Source organism: Paenibacillus sp. 10L310, assembly GCF_056395745.1.
Map to the genome: position 1 here is coordinate 59,279 of NZ_JBFTKC010000019.1, position 23,372 is coordinate 82,650.

A 23,372-nucleotide genomic window follows, 5' to 3' on the forward strand; every position below is an offset into this window, starting at 1 on the left:
TGTTGTAAGAAATGTGCTAGTCTGATTAAATATTTTCTTTTTGTGAGCTAATAATATCTGCCAAGTGTTCAATTGAAGAAAATAAATCAATGGTTAAATATTCATCAGGAATTTCGATATTAAATTCTTGTTCGATTTCAAGAATAACCGTAATAAAAAAGAATGAATCTATAATGGATTCACGTAAATCAAACTCTTCATTATGTTCTATATCTATGCCTACTCGGAATAAACAATCTTCTAATTTCTCCTGCAAATTCTCCATCTTATACCTACCTTTTTTTTATTATCTAAATCTTTATAGGCGTCAGGATTCAATATATTCATAGCTGTATTCGCTCTCAGAAATTATTTTCATATAATCTTTTATACTTCTCTTTACATCTGGGCATGGAGTTATATTATTTTTCAAACGTTCTAATGGACAACTAGCGCCCTGACACGATGGTCTAAAGTAACATTTCTGACATGATAAATCTGATGATTCGTGTCCTGAAACCCATAAAGCATACTTGTCATAATCTAACTGCATAACACCATTCTCTGTTAAAACACCGACTTGATTTTCATCTAAATCAAAAGCAACTGTACATTTGTAGATAATACCATCAGATCCAATCACATAACTGTTTCTCTTTGACGCATAACAAACGCTACCACCAGGCTTCATCATATCGCGATACATATTAAATTTTATGCCCAATTTACTAGCATCTTTCAGGGACTGAATATAATCTTTAGAGCTACAAAAGGTTTCTTCAATTTCTCTAACTGAATCCCCCCCCCAGTCACCCGCTGCTTGCCAAAAGGAGCTAAATCTATAATCATCTTCAAAATTATCTTTTAGAAAATTAATAAATTCATCTATATTATCCAATATATTTTTAGTAATATTGCTACGAATCATAATATGAAATGTCTTTGAATTAATATTTTCTTTGATGTTCAATAAATTTTCTAAAATCCTCTTAAAAGAGCCTTTACCATCAACTTGTACTCTTTGTTTGTCATGTGTACACTCAATGCCATCCAGTGTTATTTGATATTTTCTGACTCTGCATTCTAACATTTTCTTAAAAACATCTAGTGTAAGATTATACCCGTTTGTTGTCATACTTGAAGAATAAGGAACTCTTTTTTCTTTACATATTTCAATCATTTTTTTCGACAAACGTTCAATAATGGGAACGGCCGTTAATGGTTCGCCTCCAAACCAGCTGACATGAAGTGAACTATATCTATGTATATTTCTTTCAAGAAATTTAATTATTCCTTGTTGAACAGATTCTGTCATGAAGTTCTTTGCAAAAGATTCATAGCAATATTTACATCTAAAATTACAATCTTCATTTGGCATTAAAATTAATTCTAGCCCCGAGTTAATAGATAGTGTATTTTGATGTAACAATTCAGCTTTTCTAAACTCATCAACGTTAGAATTAATAATATATCCTCGAGTTACTAGCTCTGTGAATAACCCACCCAGTTTTGAATATTCGTCGGGCCTTTTTAGAATATTCCTAACTTCACCGTTCATCGAAAACCCAAATTTGGTGAATGATCCGGCAAATGTATTTACCAAAAGTAAATTTCCGATTCCGTCTTCTGATATGATGTTGTATCTGGAGGCTTTGAATCCCTCTTTCTTTTTGATTTCTTTAGTAAATTTGTTTTCATCTCCTGTGACTTTCATATCTGTGTCCCCTATCTTAAAATAGTTTTTTTCCAGATTTCTACCCCAGTTAAGTGCGTAATCAAAAACCCTTAGAACTTTCTAAATCAATGTAAGAATGAATTGAGAACTTAAATATGTACGTCAAATCTCTTGAAAAGGTATAATATATGACTATTTCAAATATATAAACACCTAAAAGAGATACGTCTTATAAAAACTATTCTAGCGAATAATTAATGAAAGACGACTAAAAAACGTTCTCCTTACTTGTTGAAACATTAACATACAAATCAGTTCTAAAAAACCTGACAATCTATAGATAATTACAATCAAGTTACTTGCTAATTGAACCTTTGTTACTGAAATCTCTCTAATTCAGCCAAAAGTAAATTGAAAATCCTTAAAAAATATGGATGAGTAAAAAAGATAATTTGACTCGAATAAACAACATACAGAGCACAATGAAAACTAAATAAACTGTCTTCGGTATAGTTCCGAAAACAGTCTATTGGTCTGAAATCTTTTTCTATATTTGTTAAACGACGAAAAATCCAAGCTATTGAATCTAAGTTACAGTTGCCCGTAACACATAAGGAAAGCATTGAATCGCTACTCAGCATGTCTATTCGCAAAATAAACCTGCAGTTTTAATTGAATTTCAAAGTATTATAAGCTGATTACTTCCTCATTTCTAATGATGACTCTTGATGCTTCACATTTGAAAAAATTACTATAAATCCGTAAGTTGCCCATTTTGAGAAATACCCGGGAAGATTAATGAGCTTTCGATGAGATTTTTAATTTTTTTCTGCTGTTCTTCAATAACTATTACCTCTTTTGAAAGTTCATTGAAAAAAGAATAATGGCTTTTTACTCCCAACATTATTAAATATGAAGCTCCTTCAGAACGGCTGTTTACATGCCCACTTGTTATTAAATCATCGATAATATTCATAACATCATCTGAAATACGAGCTGAAACGACATTTTTTCTGATTTCTTTATTTTGATAATTTTTTTGAGCAAGTAGACGCTGAGATGCATCTTCAGTAAGTAATTTTTTTTGTATAAGACCTTCAAGAATAGCTTCATCAATCGGAACTCCCATTTGTATTGCACGTTCAAGCTTTTCTTCTGTAGCTTTTTGAATATCCATTTTCTTCACTCCTTTATGGCTATATTACAGTATTACACGTAATTTTTAAACTGATTTCAGTATTTAATAATACATTTCCCCGATACTTTGGAAAATATTTTAATTTAAAACACTTCAATATCTCATCATTTTTAAGCACCATATTCTTACACACGATCAATAAATACAGGGATTATTCTCAGCCAGCTCAACATTTCTCATTTCATTTCGTCTCTCCCCCCTAAAAAGCGAGCGAAGGTTGCTTAACATTTATTTACAAAACACATTACATCACTTCGCTTTATATTCTCTAAAAAGACCAGAAGGTGAAAACATTTGAAGCCTATTGAATTTTTGTATATTTAGTTCAGCAAATAGTTAACGACTTTTACAGTTACTCATGACTTTTGTATTTATCGTTTCAACCCTATGGGTGTTCTCGGAGAGCCAGTATTCTCATTCTTGCTGGCGTGGGTACTGCTGGATGAAGCAATGAGTACACTTCAAATGTTGGCAGGTGTCGTGATCCTGTTCAGGATGCGGATTTTCATTCGATATGGCAAAACCAAACCACAGTCGATTCCTGCTGATGCGCCCATCGCTGCCACAGTTCCAGTTGAACCCAAGACGGTGTAAAGAACTCATTACATAAGAAGGCGGTGTTTGTTTTATGAAAAATATTGTATCCATGCGCTGGCTGATCGCCAGAATGTACGAGCCGGACGTTGTCATCTCAGACTGTCGCTTCCTGCTTGGTCAGCCTGATGCCGGGCGTGAATCTTACGAAGCCGGACATTATTCCAGGTGCAGTCTTCCTTGATCTCGAAAAAAACCTACCCGTTCCCGTCACCAACATGGCGGGCGTCACCCGCTTCCTGATCCGGCTGTTCTCGCAAGTCGCCTATCCAAAGCTGGCATCATCGCCTATGACGATCAAGGCGGTATGAATGCCTCACGATTGTGGTGGTTGCTTCGCTACATCGGTCATGAGCAGGTGTATGTCATGGACGAAGGCTTCTCCGCTTGGCAAAATGCCAAGTTTCCGGTAACAACGGATGTTCCCGTGCATATCCCGTCTTCCTTTGAGGTGAACGTACAGCCGCAGATGCTGGCAAGTGTGTAAGATGTGCAACAAGCTTCGGCAACTGGCAGCGCTGTGTTGATCGATTCTCGCGATGCTCGCCATTATGCGGGTCTGGAGGAACCGATTGATGCCAAGGCCGGACATATTCCGGGTGCGGTGAATTATTTTTGGAAAGACGTGCTTGGTGCAGATGGTCGCTGGTCTGGTGTTGAAGCATTAGAGGAGCGGTTCGTGAAACTCGGAAAGATGATGCAATTATCGTCTACTGCGGCTCCGGTGTCTCCGCCTGCCCGAACGTGATTGCGCTGGAGGAAGCGGGATATTCGAATGTGAAGCTGTATTCCGGGAGCTGGAGCGACTGGATTAGATATGAGGAGAATCCGGTTGCTACCGGTAATGCGGAAGCTGACAAAGACATATAGCAGTGTATCGATGTTGAATACATCGCCAGGTGGCTTATCTGCCCCGGCGATGTATTTTTCTATGTTTTGATTCATGATAACAAAAAAACCGTGATGGATATCTGTCCACCACGGTTGAATAATGAAATCTATTATTGCTTTTTACTTAACGATACATTAGCTGTTAACGTCTTGTCGATCGTCGTCCAGTTGACATAAGCACCTAGTATTTCATTAATAACAGAGACCGGAACTACGGTTTCGCCATTTAAAAGCTTTGGTACGTTACTATTGAACACTAGTTTATCGTTAATTGAATACACATCTGAACCAATTTGAGCACTTATATTTTTCGTACCTAATTTGATTTGAGTTGTACGCGTCTTATGATCCCATACTACTGTACCGCCCAATAGCTCCGAAATTGTTCGAATCGGTATGTAGAACTCATCGTTATGAACAACCGGTTTGATTGTCGTACCACCTCCGTTCATGGCAACGTCAACATATTCAAGGAAATCGGTCTTTCGAATGAGTCCATGAACGCCTTTCGTTCGGTCCACGACCTGAGATACTTCGTAATCCGTTGCGGCCGATAGGTACGCATAAGCTACACTTCTATCCATATCAAGCTTATCAGATAAGAATTGAATCGATTCACGTACTGATTCTTTCATTGCTTCATCCAAATCAGGGTCCAGTCCAATTGGAATCCAATAATCCTCTGTTTCAGCAAAGGGTTGCGTAAATTCTCCACTATGTGGTAGTGATGGATCACCTTTCTTTAACACCGTTAACCGAACCGTCCCCCTTAAGGAAGCTTCCAATGCAGTTAACGCTACTTCCCCATCTCCTTGAGCAAAGTGTGGATCTCCAGTATAGAATAGTCCGCCTTTAACTTGAATCGGATAATAAATAGTTGCACCAACACCCAACTCATTAATATCCATATTCCCTCCTGTTTCAATAGGTGGGATAGAACTCACAACTTCACTGGTATTTGGTGCAACCCCCATAACACCTAGAAACGGGTTAATTAGGAAACGTACATTTTTGCCAGCTTTTGTTGGTAATACTCCATACCAATTGCCGTTGATTTCTTCAATAGGCGTAAATATAGATACATTATTATATAATTCCGGTTTTGTTGCGCTAGCTCCCTCTTGTGGGCCTGTATTTTCTGGAAATTCGTTAGGAAGGGCACCTTTACCATGGCGGTTAGAAATGACACCATATGGAACTCGAGTTTGCAACGAAAGGACTTCTACTTTAAGAACATCTCCTGGCTCTGCTCCCTCAACCGCTACTGGCCCAGTGATAATATGAGGTCCGTCTTTTACATAATCATGCTTAATCTCAGAAGCCGCAATTACCTTCGCATCATCCAACACTCCATCGGGTGAGATACCGAATTTGCCGAAGTACTCCACTGGATTTCTCCCTTGATCCTCTATCATTCCCTCATGCGATACCGTATCAAATGTTACAGCACTTCCTGATGGTACAGTAAGAATCGGAGAGCTGTCTCGATTAGGCAGTGATCCCCAGCGAATGTTCTCAATCGCAGACGTTACATAATAATCACCTTCTACCTTATCAAGGGTTGTTGGTTGCAGTGGCATACTAAAACCCACTGAAGGTAGAGCAAATGTAAACATACTTATAATCCCTACTGAAACCCCAAATTTCCTAATCGTTCGGTTAATAAACATTACGCTCCCCCTCTGTACTATGTAATATTTTCTAACATGAATAAACACTAACATATAAATACATTTACAACAATATCTTTTTTGTCAACAAACTTGACACAATAGAGATAAATATCAAAAATAAACTTATAAACACAAATAATACGTCAACATACTTGTCATACGAAAGACATGTAAAACTAAAATACTTCTAGTAACTTGAGGATTCTCCTTCAGAGATTTGAACAAACGAAATTAAGTTACATGGAAATTATGTATGTCTTTAATGTATCCGATACCGCCGCTGGAATACTACTACACTCCGGTTCAGGCATAATCACCTGTCTGCACGTGATTGCGCTGGAAGAAGCGGGATGCTCAAACGTGAAGTTGTATTCCGGAAGCTGTATTGACTGAATTAGTTATGAGGAAAATCCGGTGGCTACCGGGGGAAGAGTAGGTACGGAGCACCGGTCTACAGTATCTCAAAGACAAATACACCGCCATGCAGGCTGATGCCTGGGGCGGTGTATTTTCTAGTGTCTGAGCGTCACTCGGGAATATGGGAGAGATAGAGGTATGTTTCATGGGAAGACTGATCCAACCAAATCCTTTCTCGCTCAATGAAACAGGATCTGTAAAAGAAAATGAGGAGAAGCATTCATGAGTCCATGTATCAAGATAATCACCCATATTTTACGATAGCGGGCCCATAAATAACCAAGAAACAGACCTGTAACCCCATGATTTGCAATTACTGTTGCCACATCAATATCCCAATGACCATTTCCTTGAATGGCAACATGCCAAATGGACCATAGTATTGAAACTAGTAGTATGGCGGGCCATCTTCCAAGCAACGTCTCCAATCGGGTTTGCAGCCATACCCGATAAAAAACTTCCTCCAATACGCTATTGATCATAAAACCAATCAACACCAAGAAAAGTAATTCTGTCATATCGGTTGCTACGATTTCTCCTTCTGGTTGTGCAATTGGAGAATAAAACTTTAGATAACCCCAGACCAAAATAACGATTAGTGGTACGATGACGTGTCTGCGAGTGCGAGGTTTTACCGAGATAATGTCTTGATGCCCGCCAGCCATTTTGCGATAAATCAGAAATAAAATCAACGGAGTGAACATTAATGTCGTTAACTTGAACGCCAAATAATATAGCTGGAAATGTAATCCTTGCTGGTCTATCGTTATCAGAGAAACCGTAAATAAAACGCCTGACAGCAATAATACAATCGATTGAACGACCAAGTGATGTTTCTCCATTTGTTGGAAAATTGAGGAATCATGACTTTGATAAGGAATCATATGGATTAGAAAAATACCAAGGAATGCCGGTAACATACTATGCCATATTGGAATCACTTCCTCATGATCAGCCGTGTACCTTATATTCAAATTTCCGGTCCACACTAACCACAATACAGCAGCAAATATAATGATCATACATAATAAGCCGATTGCCTTTCCCCATGCTGGAAGCATTACTTTGAATTGCTGATTCATTCCAATTGCACTCCTTTGAGTGGCATGTTGCGTTTGCCCCATTCTTTTTTAATTCAGTTGAGTTAAATAAATTCTAGCACATCCCTTCTTCATCGTCTATTTATTTCAGTTGAGTTAAATAATATGATATTCTGTGTGTATGCCAAAAATCGTGGACCATGAGAAGATGAAGAATATTATCGCTGAAGCTACTTGGAAAATCATTAGTGAGAAAGGCATTCATCATGCAACGTCAAGAACGATTGCGAAGGAGGCCGGATTATCACAAGGCGCTTTAAGACATTACTTTTCAAAACAAGAGAGTCTATTAGCGTTTGCAATTGAGTTAGTTAAGGAAAAGGTACTTACTCGAATAAAAAATCTGAATGCAAGAGAACTGGCGCCTCAAGAAAGAATTGTTGAATACTTGCTCGAACTAGTCCCGACGGATGAACAAACATTATTGGAAATGGAGGTTTGGTTTGCATTTGTAAGCTATGGAAAAACACAAAAAGGGTTCGACGCCAATTATGAGGACCTGCAAAACGCAATCAAGAACTGCATCATGTACTTGAAAAATGAAGGTCTTCTGCGTACAACCGATGAAGAGAAGGAACAAGAAAAACTGTATGCCTTTATGAATGGGATGGCTCTCAATTTGTATCTAGAGCCGGATAAGATAAATAGAACACGAAGCAAAGAAATGATACAAGACTATATCAATTGGATTATACGTTAAAGGAAAACTTGATGCATAGATCAGGGAGCTAAGTCAGCTGACCCGCGCCAAGCAAAATACACAAGAAAGTCCGGTGGCTACTGGGGAAAAATAAAGACTAAGAGCCCACGTTTTGCGTGGGCTTCTTTGTGCTTCCATTATATCCATGTAGCATTTTAGATGCTTACATTTCCGACCTCTGTAACGTTCAGATTCAGCCTATGTTTTCGGCATACTTCGTAAAAATCTTTTGAAACAATGGGTTTGAAGATATTTATATAATCCAGCATAAAAAATTCATGCTCGCCAATTCGCTCTTCATGAAGGCAGATTTGAGATACAACTCTGACGATCTTACGTGGAGGTTGTTGTACAGATGCAGCAATGACCGCTTTGCGCCCATATTCCGAACGTTCATAATCAAAAACATCCAAACGATCAAGCTGATGTGCAGTCCAATAGGTTTTTTCAACCGCACGACCGTCGTGGTAACACACCGTTGTCGGAATAAACTGTGTATTTGTTTTCGTTTCCTCCAACAGCGTTTTAAAACGATCTGATACGTGTCTCGTTCCTGTGATCGTCTCAAAATAATCTACGTTCAGGTTGCGCACCGTAGGCACTAACTCAACCTCTGCCATTGTCCCCTCGGGCAACGGATTCTCTATCGCCAAATAATTCATATCTAATTGGGGAGTGAAAGTTGTTCCGCCACTAATAAACCCTCTACGTGGATATTGAGATTCCAGAAAATAATAGTTCAAAGAATGATGTCCCCTTCCGAATGAAGTGCATTTTAATCAATTATACGGGTCAAATAGCGATAAATAAAACACCATGACAAGTTAGATTCATCTTTTGTTGGTGTACTTTTTCATTTTTATAGACCACATAGAGGCCCACATCGAACGATCCGGACCTTCGTTAGGGTTATATTGTTTTAATGAATCTAGCACACGCTATTTGCTCTCATTAGCACAGGTTTAAATTCTAACGAATCCCAGAGACGTTATTTCGTCAGTTCGGTCCATTTTCAAGGTGTTGACACCGTTTTATGACGGAATAGCGTTACTGAGGTTTGTTAAACCTTGTAGTCTTTCATAATCCACCATTTAAGATGTGCTAGATTCGTTAACGCTTGAAACGAGGGGGAATCGGTAGGAGTGAAGTCCCTCCTTCATTTGCATAGTTATATGGCGAGTATCCATTATTTTAATAGATGCCTTGTTCCATAATAAAAGATGTTCATTGAAATGTAAGATGGCTTTCCAGCTCCTTAAAATCATTGGTCATATATTAGTCAATAGAGAGTCAACTTGCATGCAAAATAGGGGCCGGATCACCCACTAACGTGAGTACCCGACCCCTTTCTTTAATATACATATGAATATACAGACCTTAATCAACACTTTAACAGATCGAAAAGAAACAGTCTATATTTTTGGGAAAATATTCTATATATTTAGGTTGCTGGCCGGCAAAATACAGTTGAAACGGAGCTTAAGTCGATGATGTCCAACAACCATCTTACTCATGAAGAATTACAGGATTATGTGCACAATGTATTTGGTGCCAGTTACCTCATAACGCAGATCGCAAGAATACATGGAGGCGCACAAAAAGTCATTTACAAAATTGACTGCACGAATGGTTTCACTTGTATGCTGTACGTTTGGGATATTTCCAGCAACTATTTTCAGGAAGAGATCTTGAATGAACCCACTTTCCACAGTTCCTATGGCAGCGAACTTTTCTCTTTGAATACTCGCTTTCTCGCTCAACATGGAATTCGAACACCAATCTTGTATGATCTAAATAACGATAGAGACCGGCACTCTTATGATTTTGCTCTTGTTGAGTATGTGGATGGACAGAAAGCCGAAGCGTATTTCCAGCATAAAAATGACAAAGATCGGGATGAGTTGTTTCAACGGATCAGGGATATGTTGTCTAATATGCATAACATCCAAAGAAACGTTTATGGAAACGCCAACGATAACAGTAAAAAGGCTGGGCCTTGCTACCAAGTTCAACGGTTGGATGCCGAAACAGCCTTATCCTATGCATCCAAACACATGACAGATATAAGGAAAAATGACGAAAGGTTGCTTGAGAAACTTTGCGAATTGGAAGCAGCAATTCAACCCAGAGATCTCTATAGTTTCATTCATGGAGAGTTAGGTCCAGATCATATATGGATAGATCATGCTATGCAACCATGCCTTATTGATATTGAGGGCGCAGGATTCTTCGATCTCGAACATGAGCATAGCTTTCTGGAGTTTCGATTTGGAGACTTCTATCATTACTTAAAAAATAACGATCTTGACCCGGAGCGGATGACATTTTATCGATTTTGCCATCACTTGTCCTTGATATCAGGAGGACTGAAACTGCTTCACAGACAATTCCCCGATCAACAATTCGCTAGGGGGCTCGCGGAGTATCATGCCAGATGTGCAGTTCAGATGCTTTCATGAATATGGATATAAGCCTGGAAGGAGATTGGCGCATGGAATTTATTTACGAAGATGAAAAACTTGCAGTGAGCGTTATTCAAGCCATTCACACTGGGGATATTCCAACGTTAGAGCAACTGCTGGCAGAGAATCCGGGATTGGCAAACATAAGAGTATTAGAAAGAAAGCCTGACAACGTAGATGCAGACTCCAGTATCTCTCGAACGCTGCTGCACGTGGTGACGGATTGGCCGGGGCACTTCCCTAATGGAGCGGATGCCGTGCTAGTATTGACCAAGTTTGGTGCGGAAGTGAACGCTCCTTTTGTTGGTCCAAACATCGAGACACCTTTACATTGGGCTGCAAGCTCCAATGATGTTCAAGTGCTTGATGCCCTTCTTGATGCTGGCGCAGACATTGAAACGCCTGGCGCGGTGATCGCCGGTGGCACGCCGCTGGATGATGCTATTGCTTTTGCACAATGGGATGCAGCACGGCGCTTGGTTGAGCGCGGCGCGATCTTTGCCCTTTGGCATGCCGCCGCCCTTGGAGATATTCACGCCATACAAGAACATTTTAAAGGAGCCAAACTCCCGGAACGTTATCCTTGGGGAACAAGCACCTCCCCTTCTCCTCCCGATGCAGTAACCGTTGCCTTCTGGTGTGCTTGCCATGGAGGTCAAAGAGAAACAGCCGAATGCCTGCTTGACCAAGGCGCCGAACTGAACTGGATTGCCAGCTGGGATGGAATGACTCCACTAGACACAGCAAAACGCAATTTTTCATCCGAACTGATCCCGTGGCTTGAAAGTCAAGGTGCCAAATCCGCTAGCGAGATTCACAGGTAGATGAAGCTAGCAAGGAATTGCCAATCGCCAGCAGCTGCGAATACAGTTATGAGGAGAATCCGGTGGCTACTGGGGAAGTGTAGAAGACTCCAACAAATAAACACAACGAAAAGGACATCGCCACTTGAGCGATGTCCTTTTCATTGTGTGGTGATTCTAAAACCGTGAGAGGCGACAAGGGTCTAATTCATTTCTTGATTTGCCATCAATAATTTCACTTGCAGCCAGATTCGCAATCAGCGGCGCCAGCGTAATTGCAGAATGCATTAGCGTCAGATAAAGTCCATTCATGTGATCATGGAAGCCCACAATCGGATAACCGTCTTCAGGCATCGGTCTCCATCCAACCTTTATGCTCTCCAGTTCCAGTTGATTACCGTGCTTGAGACTGCGACGCAATGTGTCGTAAGCTCGCTTACCGACCGCCTGTGGTCCATTTGCCTCCGACTCGTCGATATAGTCTTCCGCAGCCAGTAGCGTATAATCTGTCAGTTGACGCGCTTCAAATTGCGCATTGGAGATTAATGTGTGTATCCGTTTATTAGCAGTTTTCATCCGAATCAGAATCGAAGGTGACGAAGTTACCGGCTCCACCGCACCTTCTTCGCTGACAAACATGGCTTCATCCGGATATTCCTTCAGATTGGGCTCCAATGCCTCAAGCTGCTCCCGGTTTAATTTTTGAAAGTGTTGCTCCCTTAGAGGCGGAGTGTCCCAAGTTAGCGCACCATGCCAATGAATTTTCAGTTCGGACAACTCTTGCTGAAGTGTGTGATATTCTTCCACAGCTGCATCGTACAAATGCCAGTATTCAGGAGCCACTCTATGCGTCGTATGTATCCAGGCAAATGATTTTTCCGTGACTTCACGCGCCGCGGCTGAGTGGCGTTCAATAACAGTTACATCTTGATTTCGTTTGGCTAGATGATAGGCCATACACGCCCCAACAATCCCTGCACCAATAATCACAATTTTTTGTTTATTCAAAACTAACTCTCCCTTGTCACCCTATCACCCCAAGGAATCGATTTTCCGAGGTTCGGATGGGTGTGCTCCTTTTTCGTCTTCTTCGCTGTACAGCTTCTCCATATGCTGCATATGGCCGGCTCCCCAGTCGCTCATTGTCTGGAGCACAGGTTTCATGAGCTGTCCGTACTCCGTAATCGAGTATTCGACCTTAGGGGGAATTTGAGCATATACTTCGCGATGTACAATATCGTGATACTCCAGTTCTTTTAACTGCTGGGTCAGCATTTTTTTCGAAATATCTGGAATGGCTTTTTGTAATTCGCTGAACCGCATTGTACCGTTGCTCAGCAGTCGTAGAAGAATCAAAGATTTCCATTTACCCGTAAGAATATCCAAGGCCGTTCCGAATTTGCAATATACCGTCATTCTTATTCCTCACTTTCTGACCATATCCGGGTATACTTTTGGTTACCTGGTTAGGTTTAAGTGCCTACTTCCAGATTGGGCCTTCTCACTTTAGTATAGAGGCAGATATTAAAATCGAGCAAGTGAGGGGATAAGAAAAGATGAATGTAACGTTATGGATCGTACAAATCATATTGGCGCTAGGTTTCATATATTCAGGATGGATGAAAACCATTCGTATCGAGTCGTCAAAAAAGACCTGGGCCTGGGTCAATGATGTGCCAAAAAGTCTAGTTATTTTGATCGGAATCGCGGAGCTACTCGGAGCGCTGGGCCTTGTTTTGCCTTGGGCGCTGAACATAGCTCCGGTGCTTACGCCGATCGCCGCAATCGCTTTGGCTGTTGTTACACTGCTTGGAATGCTGTTTCATATTCGGCGTAAAGAGTACCGGGAGCTCGGCGTAAATATCTTTTTTATAGTTCTTGCGTTGACCGTAGCCTTTGGAAGACTATAAAGGAAACGGGGAACGTTCTGGAAAGTGACAAAAAGCCACTAATATTATTATATAATAACCTCACCACATAAAAGGCTGGCTTCAACAGCTCATGGAAGGAAGACAACTCTCTATTGAAAGCAACCTTGAATGTACAAGAACACATACTCATCTGGAATTGTGCATCGCTCAAAATCATGGATGTACGACATATTGTCATACAGGCCGACGAGTGCGTACATCCTTACCTGTTCCCTGCCAGCGCCTTTTTGTACGTAACGAATGGTAATGCAACCTTGATCTTAGACGGAAATGAGCATGCTACCAAACCATTTTATATGCTTCATGGGGGCAAAAACACCCGTCTGGACATCATCCTAACGGACGAATCCTTTCATTATTATCTGATTTTCTATAAAGCCTCCTTACCGCTGCCTGGCAAGCAGCATACACTTCAACAACCGGATCAACCATTGCCATTCCATCTCCAGTACGGTTTTATTCCATATCATCCTGCCATCCTCTACGAAATCACTGAGCGAATGCTGGGCGAGTGGAATAAACCGGGACGCTTGGAGCGACTCCATACCAAAACACTATTCTATCAATTTGTATATGAATTGCTCAGACAAATGGATCAACAGCAGGTAAGCATTGTTAGGCCTAACCTTGCTTCTCTGCTTATTCGCTATATGCAGGAGCACTACGCCAAGCCGCTGACGCGGGAAACCCTCGCTCATACATTCCATTACAGCGTCCCTTATCTGTCCAAGTACTTCCGACGTGAAACTGGCGCAAGTCTAATCGATTACTTAATCGGTATTAGGATGAACAAAGCAGTAACGCTGTTGCAAAAGACCGAGTTATCTCTGCAAGAAGTCGCTGCAAGCGTCGGATATGCTGATGTATCCTATTTTATAAGAATGTTCAAAAAACATACGGGAGTCACACCAAAGCAATTCAAGGATGAGTCCGGACAAGTGACAAAAGGTTCTTATCGTCCTATCCTTAGGCTTCGATCATCCATTGCTCCGCGTAAACTCCGTCGTTATATTGATATCAGAGATGATAATCATTATCAACATAGCGAAAAAGGAGATTTACGGATGTATAGAAGCAAACTACCTGTAGGAATTACCCTACTGTTGTGCCTAACTCTATTGGTTAGCGCATGTTCCAGGCCAGCAAACACGAATGGAAGCACTGGCAGTACGCAAAGTCCAACTGTAGGTGCAGAGAGTAATATCAGTAACACCACAAACGGAAGCTCGGAGATGGTAACCTATTCTGCGGTTAACGGTGAAGTACAAATCCCCAAAAAACCTCAAAGGGTAGTAATGGTTGCAGGAGCCTTTACCGGTCATTTGCTAGCTCTTGGCCTTAAGCCTGTTGGAACTGGTGATGAGTCCTTTAACAGTTATACAGAAGGAAAGCTCGATGACGTTGTCAACATCGGTAACGATGTACCCTACGAGAAAATCATGGAGTTGCAACCGGATTTAATTGTCGTTTGGAATGACCCTGAAACGATCGAAAAGCTGTCCAAAATTGCGCCGACCGTCGCTGTTGAATATGGAATACCTCTACGGGAGCAATTGATGGATTTTGGCAAGATGACTGGTAGAGAAGAGCAAGCGAAGGCCTGGATCGCAGAGTGGGATGCTAAGATCGCTGAATATAAACCACTCGTGGAGCAAGCGGTAGGTGATCGCACGGTTTCGATTTTTGATACGGGAAGTGCCAAAGAATTTTATGCCTACGGGAGCTTTGGTAGAGGTGGAGATATTATTTATGGAGAGTTTGGCCTGAAGGCACCACCGATCATTCAGAAGGAAGCCATCTATAGCGGCAAAGGTTGGGCCAAGTTATCACTTGAATTGTTACCACAATATGCAGGAGATTATATCTTTGTAAGTGGATGGACAGGTGATGAGAGTGGAGATTCCGTTTTTGAAGGTCCTATCTGGGATAACCTCCCTGCTGTCCAGAATAATCACGTTTATCGCGAGGAAAGCCGTGGCTTCGTGTTTAGTGACCCAATTTCGTTGGAAGCCCAACTTAAATTTGTCGTAGACAGCCTAACCAAAACAGAGTGAAATTGAGTAGGCCACGGTATGTACGAGGCGAGGAGCAATCCTCGTCTTTTTATGTTTTTGTATAGTCCTTATCTTTCATTTGAAGAGAGTTTGAAAACAAAAGCACACACATAAACAGGGACCTCTCACCATGTTGGCAAGAGTCCCTGTCTTTAAACTTGTTATATAGCCCATTTTCCGTTAAGTGATGGTAAGGCCGCCACTTGCATATCCCGCTACCGTTGTAGCCACATCAATTCCGGCTGTTACTGATGCTGAGAACACCATAAGCAGGCGGTCACCGGCAGATACCGGAATACTCAGTCCTGTAGTCACCCCGCTGGATATTGTGCCCAGTGCCAAAATGCCGGTCAGTGGAGGAGCTAAGGTTACCAATGCACCCGGTACAGCTGTAAAGGAGTTATTAGGTGTAGTGGATCGGAATAATTGTGCAGTTAAGGTTACTGTAGATCCAACCAAACTAAGTCCGGCTGTTGTGCTGAAATAAGCGGCCAGTGAAGTAATCGTTCCTGCACGCGATGCTGAGAAAGCAAAGTTAAGCAATGTGCCTGCAGCGCCTGTGAGATCAATAATTCCTCCGTTAACACTTACTCCGGTAGAACTGTTACCAAAACCAACTAAACTGGAAGTATTCAAAAGTCCACCCAAAACTGTAGTCAACACAACAGGAAGTCCTGATGCATAAGGAATAATTGTTCCAGAACCACTCGCACCCGTAGCCCCGGTTGTACCTGTTGCTCCGGTTACACCTGTTGTACCTGTTGTTCCTGTTGCTCCTGTTACACCCGTTGTACCTGCTGTGCCTGTCGCTCCTGTTACTCCGGTTGTACCTGCTGTGCCTGTCGCTCCTGTTACACCCGTTGTACCTGCTGTGCCTGTCGCTCCGGTTACACCCGTTGTACCTGATGCGCCTGTCGCTCCTGTTACACCCGTTGTACCTGCTGTGCCTGTCGCTCCTGTTACTCCGGTTGTACCTGCTGTGCCTGTCGCTCCTGTTACTCCGGTTGTACCTGCTGTGCCTGTCGCTCCCGTTACTCCGGTTGTACCTGCCGTGCCTGTTGCTCCGGTTACTCCCGTTGTACCTGCTGTGCCTGTTGCTCCGGTTACTCCCGTTGTACCTGCTGTGCCTGTTGCTCCGGTTACTCCCGTTGTACCTGCTGTGCCTGTTGCTCCGGTTACTCCCGTTGTACCTGCTGTGCCTTGTGCTCCTGTTGCACCTGTCACTCCAGCTGTCCCTGGTGTGCCTGTCGCCCCCGTAGCCCCAGTTGCGCCTGTAGCTCCGTTGATGCTTGGGGTTTCACCCAGCAATTCGGAAGAAACCAAACGATGGGCTGTTACCAATGCGCCTGTGTTGCTCTTACCCCATACGGATACTTGAACAGGATCATTAACCGTCGCTGTTGTTGTAAAAGTAAACTCGAAGGCATCCAGATTGGCAAAATAGTTGTTGGTTACTATTTGATTAGGTGCGATGTCAAAAGACTCACTGACATACAGAACCCTCATTCCACCACTCATGTAATACCCTTGTATTTGTATGGTTGAGGTACTCACATCACTACGGTTATCAATTTTAACTGTAACTGTCTGAGTCGGCCTTACACCGCTAACAGCATTATTTTCTATTGGCCCTGTTGATAAAAAGCTCATCGCTACATCTCCTCTTTTAGGGATTTCTGATCTCCTAGATGTCATTAACTGTATTTTCGTGCTCCACCACCCGGTGTGCATCTACCAATTGCCCAGAGGCTTGTTTGCCCCACAATGAAATCCCTACTTCCTCCACACCTTCCACGTCTGTTCCAAAAACAAACTCAAAAGCAGCTAAATCTGCAAAATAAGTTCTGGTCACTGCTTCATTAGGAGCAATACTGATTACTTCACTCACATACAGCGTTCTTGTTGTGCTTAGCACATACCCCTGAATGGATACTGTTACAGAGTCCACCTCAGCCCGACTTACCAATCTAATCGTTACCTGTTGGGTCGGTCTAACCCCGGAAACCGGATTGTTTTCAATCGGCCCAGTCGACAAAATAGCCATTTTTCCCATCCCACCTTTATGAACCTCTGACTCTAGCAGTATTTGGCATAAGCTCACTAGATAGTAATATTCAAACACTCAATCAACGGTGTGGACAAAACACAGGGGGCACCCCACCATTATCACTTAACAACCTTCTACGCTCAGGGCTTTAGCTATACAAAAACTGGAATATGTACAACAAAGAGAAGAAATTATGCAATGTAAAAGTTGGTCAGCAAGTAAGAGTAGATTTTGTTATATAACCAGGATCGATTCCAGAAAAAAACGAAAATAACCGTTCCTCTGGTAGATTCCAGGGAAACGGTCACAGCTTAAGACGTCTTTTTCTCGTATCTAATTGTTGGCCGGGTAAAGCTATGCTTGAAAGTGTAGTTTTATAGAATATGAGATCGTATTTTACCATCAAGCCCAATGTTAAACACACAGAATAATCATTTTCTTCATCCTCTACTAAAAAATAGAAAAAGATTGTATTATCTTAAAATTGTGATATGATATCGTCAAGTTAATAAACATTTAAATGAAAATATGAAAGATAATTACATTTAAATGTGGCCAAACCTCTTTCTTCGCCAAATTTCAGTGTTCTAGCCCATTTTATTGAAAGCGATTACAAAAAGAAACCTGACAGATTATAGTTTTTCTAATCGCACCCACAGATGCAGGCTTACTTCGGGTTATAGCCACTCCCCTTGCTGCCGTGACCACGTACCCGGTGCACAGGTTGTCTGGCTTAAACCATACATGACAACATGAAGACTTATCCTAACAGCCAACCTAACCATTATTTCAAGAAGGGGGTGACATGAGGAAAATCTTTTCGTTTTTTCGGCATTTCATCATCTCAGCTATCCTGAATTTCAGCTCACCAACTAATCCAATCTCATGGAGGCGAAACGTATGATTCGTAAACCGCTAGTTTTGTTGTTGTCGTGTCTGCTAATCTTTGTCACCCTGCCCGTTGAATCGAGCCATGCAGCCAATGCAGCCGTTGCCAAACTTCCTGGAAACTCTAATCCCCTCATCGATCATAAACTGGGAGCCGATCCTTATGTGCTCGTCCATAACAATCGGGTCTATGTCTACATGACAGGTGATGCATATCTGTACAACAGTGACGGCTCTGTCCGAGAGAACCAGTACAGCACGATCGGGAAAATTAACGTCATCTCCTCAGCTGACATGGTGAACTGGACAGACCATGGTTCCATCCCGGTAGCAGGTGCGAATAATGCCAATAATGGACAAGGAATTGCCAAATGGGCTACTCAGTCCTGGGCTCCTGCCATGGCGAAGAAAACCATTGCTGGCAAAGAAAAGTTTTTCCTGTACTTTGCCAACTCGGGTGGAGGTATTGGCGTACTCACGGCTGATTCCCCCATTGGACCGTGGTCCGATCCAATTGGTCGTGCCCTCCTGACTCACGGTACACCGGGTATGTCCGGCGTAACATGGCTCTTTGATCCGGCTGTACTTGTCGATGATGATGGCTCTGCTTACTTGTATGCTGGAGGCGGCATCCCGAACGATACCAATGCTGCTTCCATTGCCAATCCCAAAACAGCTCGGGTCATTCGTCTCGGTGCCGACATGACCAGTGTGGTGGGCAGTGCTGTGACTATTGATTCTCCTTATATGTTCGAAGATTCTGGCATCCACAAGTATAACGGCAAATATTATTACTCCTACTGCATCAACTTCGCGGGAACACACCCCACTGCATATCCAAAAGGTGAGATCGGATACATGGTCAGCGACAGCCCGATGGGGCCTTTCACGTATAAAGGACACTTTCTGAAAAATCCCGGCACGTTCTTCGGTGTAGGCGGCAATAACCACCATGCCGTGTTCCAATTCAACAACGAATGGTATGTGGCGTACCATGCGCAAACGGTAAGCAAGGCATTCCTCGGTGATGGTAAAGGGTACCGTTCCACACATATCAACAAACTGACACATAATGCGGATGGAACAATCCAGGAAGTTCAGGGGAATATGACAGGTGTACCTCAGACCACTAACCTCAACCCGTATGTCCGCGTGGAAGCCGAAACCATTGGCTGGCAAGCAGGAATTAACACTGAACCGAGTCAAGCGAGCGGTGGACCTGTAGCCAATCAGAATGTCACTAATATTCATAACGGGGATTGGATCGCGGTCGGCAATGTTGATTTTGGCTCAGCTGGAGCCTCCAAGTTCAAGGCCAATGTCGCTTCTACCGGAAATGGCAACATCGAGGTTCGACTGGACAGTCCGACAGGCCCACTAGTTGGAACACTTAACGTAAGTTCAACTGGCGGTTCGCAAACTTGGCGCGAGATGGAGACCAATGTTACCAATGCTACAGGGGTACATCGTTTGTATCTGGTGTTTACAGGCTCGGGCAATGGAAATCTGTTCAAACTGGACTACTGGCAGTTCACATCCGGTTCGGGCGGCAACCCTAACCCAAATCCTAATCCCAATCCAAACGTTACCCGTTACGAAGCCGAGAATATGACGCTTGGCGGTCAATACGCTGGCGTAGTCAGTTCCCCTTTTAATGGAGTCGCTCTTTACGGGAACAATGATTATGCAGCATACAATCAATATTTTGGATTCCCAACCCACCAGTTCTCTGTCCGCGGCGCTTCCAACAACAATAATACAGCCCGTGTTGATCTGGTCATCGGGGGTGTAACCGCTGGTTCTTTCTACTTCACGGGAACGGAGCCGACCGTTCAAACCCTCACCGGCATCACTCACGGTACAGGCAATCAGGAAATCAAGCTGGTCGTAACAACGGATAATGGCACTTGGGATGCTTACATTGATTATCTGGAGTACTCGCTTTAATTCATAGGACATGATCAATTGGGAGGATAGAATATGTGGAAAAAAATCAGTGCTCTTCTACTCGCTCTTCCTTTGCTTATAACATCATTCCCTTTGACAAGTCCGGCAGCTTCGGCCGCAACGTTCAGCAATCCGGTTATTTACGCGGATGTTCCTGACAGTGACGTCATTCGGGTAGGCAATGCATTTTATATGACAAGCACAACGATGCATATGAATCCGGGAGTCCCGGTCATGAAGTCTTACGACCTGGTCAACTGGAGCATCGTAAACTATGTATACGATACGCTTGGAAACGGGGATATACAGAATCTGAACAATGGACAAAACGAGTATGGGCGTGGTTCCTGGGCGAGCAGTTTGCGGTACAACAACGGTATATATTATGTGGCCTTTGGATCGCTTTCCACGGGCAAGACGTATATTTACCAAACCAGCAATATTGAAACAGGACCATGGACACCTTACACATTGAACAGTTATTACCATGACCCCTCCCTTTTGTTTGACGGGAATCGAACCTTTCTTGTTCATGGCAGTGATAACATCAGTATCGTTGAGCTGACACCTGATGCCAAAGCCGTTAAATCCGGCGGGCTCAATCAGGTCCTGATTCCAAACGCAAGCAGTGTTGCCGGCTCCAACATGATTGTAAAGGCAGAAGGAGCACACATTCAGAAGATCAATGGTATGTACTATGTATTCCTGATTGCCTGGCCTTCGGGTGATGGTCGCATTCAGCTTGCCTATCGTGCAAACACATTGACAGGTCCATACACAGGTAAAGTTGTACTCAGAGACTCGGGAATCGCCCAAGGAGGCATCGTGGATACCGCATCCGGCGCTTGGTACGGCTTGCTGTTTCGTGATAGCGGGGCCATTGGACGCATCCCCTATCTCGTTCCTGTGACGTGGTCTGATAACTGGCCTGTGTTTGGGGTGAACGGCAAGGTTCCCCTTAACATGAATATGCCCGTTGAAGGTCAGCCTGCTGCCAAAATCTACGGGTCCGATGAGTTCAACGCAACCACATCAGGCACACCCTCAGTAACGCAACTGTTAGTGAACGGCGGCTTTGAGGAAAGCAGCATTCAGCCGTGGACCAGCAACAATACGGCGAACATCACCGTAACAAATGCCGAAGCATTCAGCGGTACAAAAAGCCTGCTCGTCAGCGGCAGACAGCAGACAGCAGGCGGAGCCAAACAGATGGTTACAGGCAAGCTGGTACCGGGAGGAACATACTCTTTTTCGGCAAAGATCAAATACACTACTGGTCCTGCAACCAAAACGTTCAATCTTAGCATCCAGAACGGTGCAAGTTATACCGGAATTACCATTATGGGCAGTGCGACGTTAACCCGTGGACAGTGGGGTACCATTCAAGGTACGTATACCGTTCCGTCGAATGCAGACCTGTCCCAAAGCTTCATTTTTGTGGAAACACCGTATAACTCGAATCCGGACCCGACCAATGATTTGATGGCGTTTTATCTAGATGACGTCTCCCTGACGAGCAATTCATCTTCTGGTACATCCAGTCTCGGTACTTTCTGGCAGTGGAATCATAACCCTGATGCTGCCAACTGGTCCCTGCTCCAGCGGCCCGGTTTCATGCGGTTAACCACAGGCAAAATCAGCAAGAACCTGTTAGAAGCCCGCAACACCCTGACACAACGAACCTTTGGTCCAAAAAGCACAGGGATGACCGCTTTGGATACAGCCGGCATGAAGGATGGTGATTATGCTGGACTTGCTGCTTTTCAGGCCAAATATGGTTTTGTCGGCGTAAAAATGACGGGCAGCACCAAATCCATCGTTATGGCTAATGCCAGTTCCGGCACCATGACTGAAGTAGCAACTGTGCCATTAAACCAGAACAGAATCTATCTACGCGTCATCTGTGATTTTACGAACCAAACCGACAAAGCCTACTTTGCTTATAGCCTGAATGGCAGCAACTGGACAACCATTGGCAATACACTTCAAATGTCTTACACCCTGCCACACTTTATGGGATACCGGTTTGCACTATTCAATTATGCAACGAAGTCTACCGGAGGATATGCAGATTTCGATTATTTCCGCGTAGAATAAATGTAGTTTTATTCGGTTATTAATGTTTCGTTTATTGATCAGGACCTGGACTTCACCATGTGTGGAGTCAGGTCCTTTTCAGTACATTTTCTATGAAGAGCTTCACCTTTTAACTTCAAAAATCCCGGAACTGCTTTATATAACGCATGTATTCTTCAGCACTTCGGTTAATCTCTTCATCCGTAGCCTGGAACGAGGCACCATAGACTGCATAATGCGGCAGCGCCTGAACCCCTACATGATTCATGCTTGCTACGAAGGGTGCAACAAGTTCCTCTACGCTGTAACCGATGGAACCATCTTTCGCATAATTCTCCTGCTTATCCCCTATGGACATGGCCAGACCCATCCGCTTTCCCTTCAATCGATTACCTTTCGATCCGTACGCCCATCCATGGGTAAACACGTCATCAAACCATTTCTTTAGCAGCGGTGGGTAACTGTACCAATATAACGGGAACTGCAACATCATATGATCATGCGTCTCCAGCAACTCTTGTTCTCGGCAAACATCAATCTTCCAATCGGGATAGGCCGAATATAATTCGTGAAGAACAATATCATCTGTATGCTGCAACAACTCCTCCTTCCAGCGACGATTGACTCTTGAACTTTCGATATCGGGATGTGCCAGAATAACAAGTGTTTTCATCATAAGTTCCTTTCTTCCCATCCAGGGTGTTGGTTTCTTTAATTGAATATGGACTTACAGAATATGGCGTTACCGCCAACACCATCGTGGATGTCATGTGTGCTTGGGGGAGGGACAATATTGCTTTCAGGCAACAACGGGGCGAAGATATCGTTTTGTTGGAGAACAACGATTCCGTATCTTGATTTCACAGTTGCACATTCCCCATACATTATGTAGGACATATGTCTCTTTTTCCACGAAAACGATTAAAAAACCTTTATA

The 23,372-nt window shown here is 43.0% G+C and carries 20 protein-coding genes and 1 pseudogene; 10 read left to right on the forward strand and 11 right to left on the reverse strand.

From position 1 onward, the window contains the following. Positions 1-25: 25 nt before the first annotated feature. From AC1DE7_RS26725 to AC1DE7_RS26735, 3 genes are all read right to left on the reverse strand, one after another. Positions 26-265: an acyl carrier protein gene (locus AC1DE7_RS26725; protein ID WP_477535545.1), complete on the reverse strand. Its 240-nt coding sequence runs from the start codon at positions 263-265 to the stop codon at positions 26-28. A gap of 42 nt (positions 266-307) precedes the next feature. Continuing rightward, the gene (locus AC1DE7_RS26730; protein ID WP_477535546.1) at positions 308-1,693 is read right to left on the reverse strand and encodes a radical SAM protein; all 1,386 of its coding nucleotides are present in this window, start codon (positions 1,691-1,693) and stop codon (positions 308-310) included. A gap of 712 nt (positions 1,694-2,405) precedes the next feature. After that, entirely contained in the window at positions 2,406-2,831 is a 426-nt protein-coding gene (locus AC1DE7_RS26735; RefSeq protein WP_477535547.1) for a hypothetical protein, read from the reverse strand. A gap of 408 nt (positions 2,832-3,239) precedes the next feature. Between AC1DE7_RS26735 and AC1DE7_RS26740 the strand changes: the two genes are divergently transcribed. Next, positions 3,240-3,446 (forward strand): hypothetical protein, encoded by a 207-nt coding sequence (locus tag AC1DE7_RS26740; protein WP_477535548.1) that lies wholly within the window; start codon positions 3,240-3,242, stop codon positions 3,444-3,446. Positions 3,447-3,480: 34 nt separating this feature from the next. Next, positions 3,481-4,316, forward strand: a pseudogene (locus tag AC1DE7_RS26745) (sulfurtransferase). Between the two features lie 131 nt (positions 4,317-4,447). Here AC1DE7_RS26745 and AC1DE7_RS26750 read toward each other — a convergent pair. Together AC1DE7_RS26750 and AC1DE7_RS26755 are read right to left on the reverse strand one after the other, a co-directional pair. Further along, positions 4,448-6,007: an acetamidase/formamidase family protein gene (locus AC1DE7_RS26750; RefSeq protein WP_477535549.1), complete on the reverse strand. Its 1,560-nt coding sequence runs from the start codon at positions 6,005-6,007 to the stop codon at positions 4,448-4,450. 599 nt (positions 6,008-6,606) lie between these two features. Next, a complete protein-coding gene (locus tag AC1DE7_RS26755; protein ID WP_477535550.1) occupies positions 6,607-7,509 on the reverse strand; it encodes a lysostaphin resistance A-like protein in 903 nt (300 codons plus the stop codon). Between the two features lie 139 nt (positions 7,510-7,648). Here AC1DE7_RS26755 and AC1DE7_RS26760 point away from each other — a divergent pair, with 139 nt between their 5' ends. After that, positions 7,649-8,227 (forward strand): TetR/AcrR family transcriptional regulator, encoded by a 579-nt coding sequence (locus AC1DE7_RS26760; RefSeq protein ID WP_036615266.1) that lies wholly within the window; start codon positions 7,649-7,651, stop codon positions 8,225-8,227. 155 nt (positions 8,228-8,382) lie between these two features. On the opposite strand, the gene AC1DE7_RS26765 is transcribed toward AC1DE7_RS26760, so the two are convergent. Continuing rightward, the gene (locus AC1DE7_RS26765; RefSeq protein ID WP_477535551.1) at positions 8,383-8,970 is read right to left on the reverse strand and encodes an imm11 family protein; all 588 of its coding nucleotides are present in this window, start codon (positions 8,968-8,970) and stop codon (positions 8,383-8,385) included. A gap of 744 nt (positions 8,971-9,714) precedes the next feature. On the opposite strand from AC1DE7_RS26765, the gene AC1DE7_RS26770 reads away from it, so the two are divergent. Then, positions 9,715-10,686 carry a phosphotransferase gene (locus AC1DE7_RS26770; protein ID WP_477535552.1) on the forward strand — a complete coding sequence of 324 codons (972 nt, stop codon included), beginning with the start codon at positions 9,715-9,717 and terminating at the stop codon, positions 10,684-10,686. Between the two features lie 65 nt (positions 10,687-10,751). After that, positions 10,752-11,513, forward strand: a complete 762-nt coding sequence (locus AC1DE7_RS26775; RefSeq protein WP_477535553.1) for an ankyrin repeat domain-containing protein — start codon at positions 10,752-10,754, stop codon at positions 11,511-11,513. A 156-nt stretch (positions 11,514-11,669) separates the two neighbouring features. Here AC1DE7_RS26775 and AC1DE7_RS26780 read toward each other — a convergent pair whose 3' ends face one another. Beyond that, a complete protein-coding gene (locus tag AC1DE7_RS26780; RefSeq protein ID WP_477535554.1) occupies positions 11,670-12,500 on the reverse strand; it encodes an NAD(P)/FAD-dependent oxidoreductase in 831 nt (276 codons plus the stop codon). Positions 12,501-12,524: 24 nt separating this feature from the next. Beyond that, a complete protein-coding gene (locus AC1DE7_RS26785) occupies positions 12,525-12,908 on the reverse strand; it encodes a winged helix-turn-helix transcriptional regulator (RefSeq protein ID WP_076254337.1) in 384 nt (127 codons plus the stop codon). A gap of 140 nt (positions 12,909-13,048) precedes the next feature. On the opposite strand from AC1DE7_RS26785, the gene AC1DE7_RS26790 reads away from it, so the two are divergent. Both AC1DE7_RS26790 and AC1DE7_RS26795 read left to right on the forward strand, forming a co-directional pair. After that, positions 13,049-13,402: a DoxX family protein gene (locus AC1DE7_RS26790; RefSeq protein WP_477535555.1), complete on the forward strand. Its 354-nt coding sequence runs from the start codon at positions 13,049-13,051 to the stop codon at positions 13,400-13,402. Positions 13,403-13,527: 125 nt separating this feature from the next. Next, positions 13,528-15,477 carry an AraC family transcriptional regulator gene (locus tag AC1DE7_RS26795; RefSeq protein ID WP_477535556.1) on the forward strand — a complete coding sequence of 650 codons (1,950 nt, stop codon included), beginning with the start codon at positions 13,528-13,530 and terminating at the stop codon, positions 15,475-15,477. Positions 15,478-15,657: 180 nt separating this feature from the next. Here AC1DE7_RS26795 and AC1DE7_RS26800 read toward each other — a convergent pair whose 3' ends face one another. Further along, a complete protein-coding gene (locus AC1DE7_RS26800) occupies positions 15,658-17,127 on the reverse strand; it encodes an exosporium glycoprotein BclB-related protein (RefSeq protein WP_477535557.1) in 1,470 nt (489 codons plus the stop codon). A 34-nt stretch (positions 17,128-17,161) separates the two neighbouring features. After that, complete coding sequence (locus AC1DE7_RS26805; RefSeq protein WP_076328166.1) at positions 17,162-17,521, reverse strand: hypothetical protein; 360 nt, start codon at positions 17,519-17,521, stop codon at positions 17,162-17,164. Positions 17,522-18,424: 903 nt separating this feature from the next. Here AC1DE7_RS26805 and AC1DE7_RS26810 point away from each other — a divergent pair. Both AC1DE7_RS26810 and AC1DE7_RS26815 read left to right on the forward strand, forming a co-directional pair. Further along, on the forward strand, positions 18,425-20,359 hold the full coding sequence (locus tag AC1DE7_RS26810; RefSeq protein ID WP_339194876.1) for a carbohydrate-binding protein: 1,935 nt from the start codon (positions 18,425-18,427) through the stop codon (positions 20,357-20,359). Positions 20,360-20,392: 33 nt separating this feature from the next. Then, positions 20,393-22,456 (forward strand): beta-xylosidase family glycoside hydrolase, encoded by a 2,064-nt coding sequence (locus AC1DE7_RS26815; protein WP_477535558.1) that lies wholly within the window; start codon positions 20,393-20,395, stop codon positions 22,454-22,456. Between the two features lie 115 nt (positions 22,457-22,571). Here AC1DE7_RS26815 and AC1DE7_RS26820 read toward each other — a convergent pair whose 3' ends face one another. Next, a complete protein-coding gene (locus AC1DE7_RS26820; protein ID WP_036617635.1) occupies positions 22,572-23,108 on the reverse strand; it encodes an NAD(P)H-dependent oxidoreductase in 537 nt (178 codons plus the stop codon). Between the two features lie 26 nt (positions 23,109-23,134). On the opposite strand from AC1DE7_RS26820, the gene AC1DE7_RS26825 reads away from it, so the two are divergent. Then, on the forward strand, positions 23,135-23,293 hold the full coding sequence (locus AC1DE7_RS26825; protein ID WP_477535559.1) for a hypothetical protein: 159 nt from the start codon (positions 23,135-23,137) through the stop codon (positions 23,291-23,293). Positions 23,294-23,372: the final 79 nt, after the last annotated feature.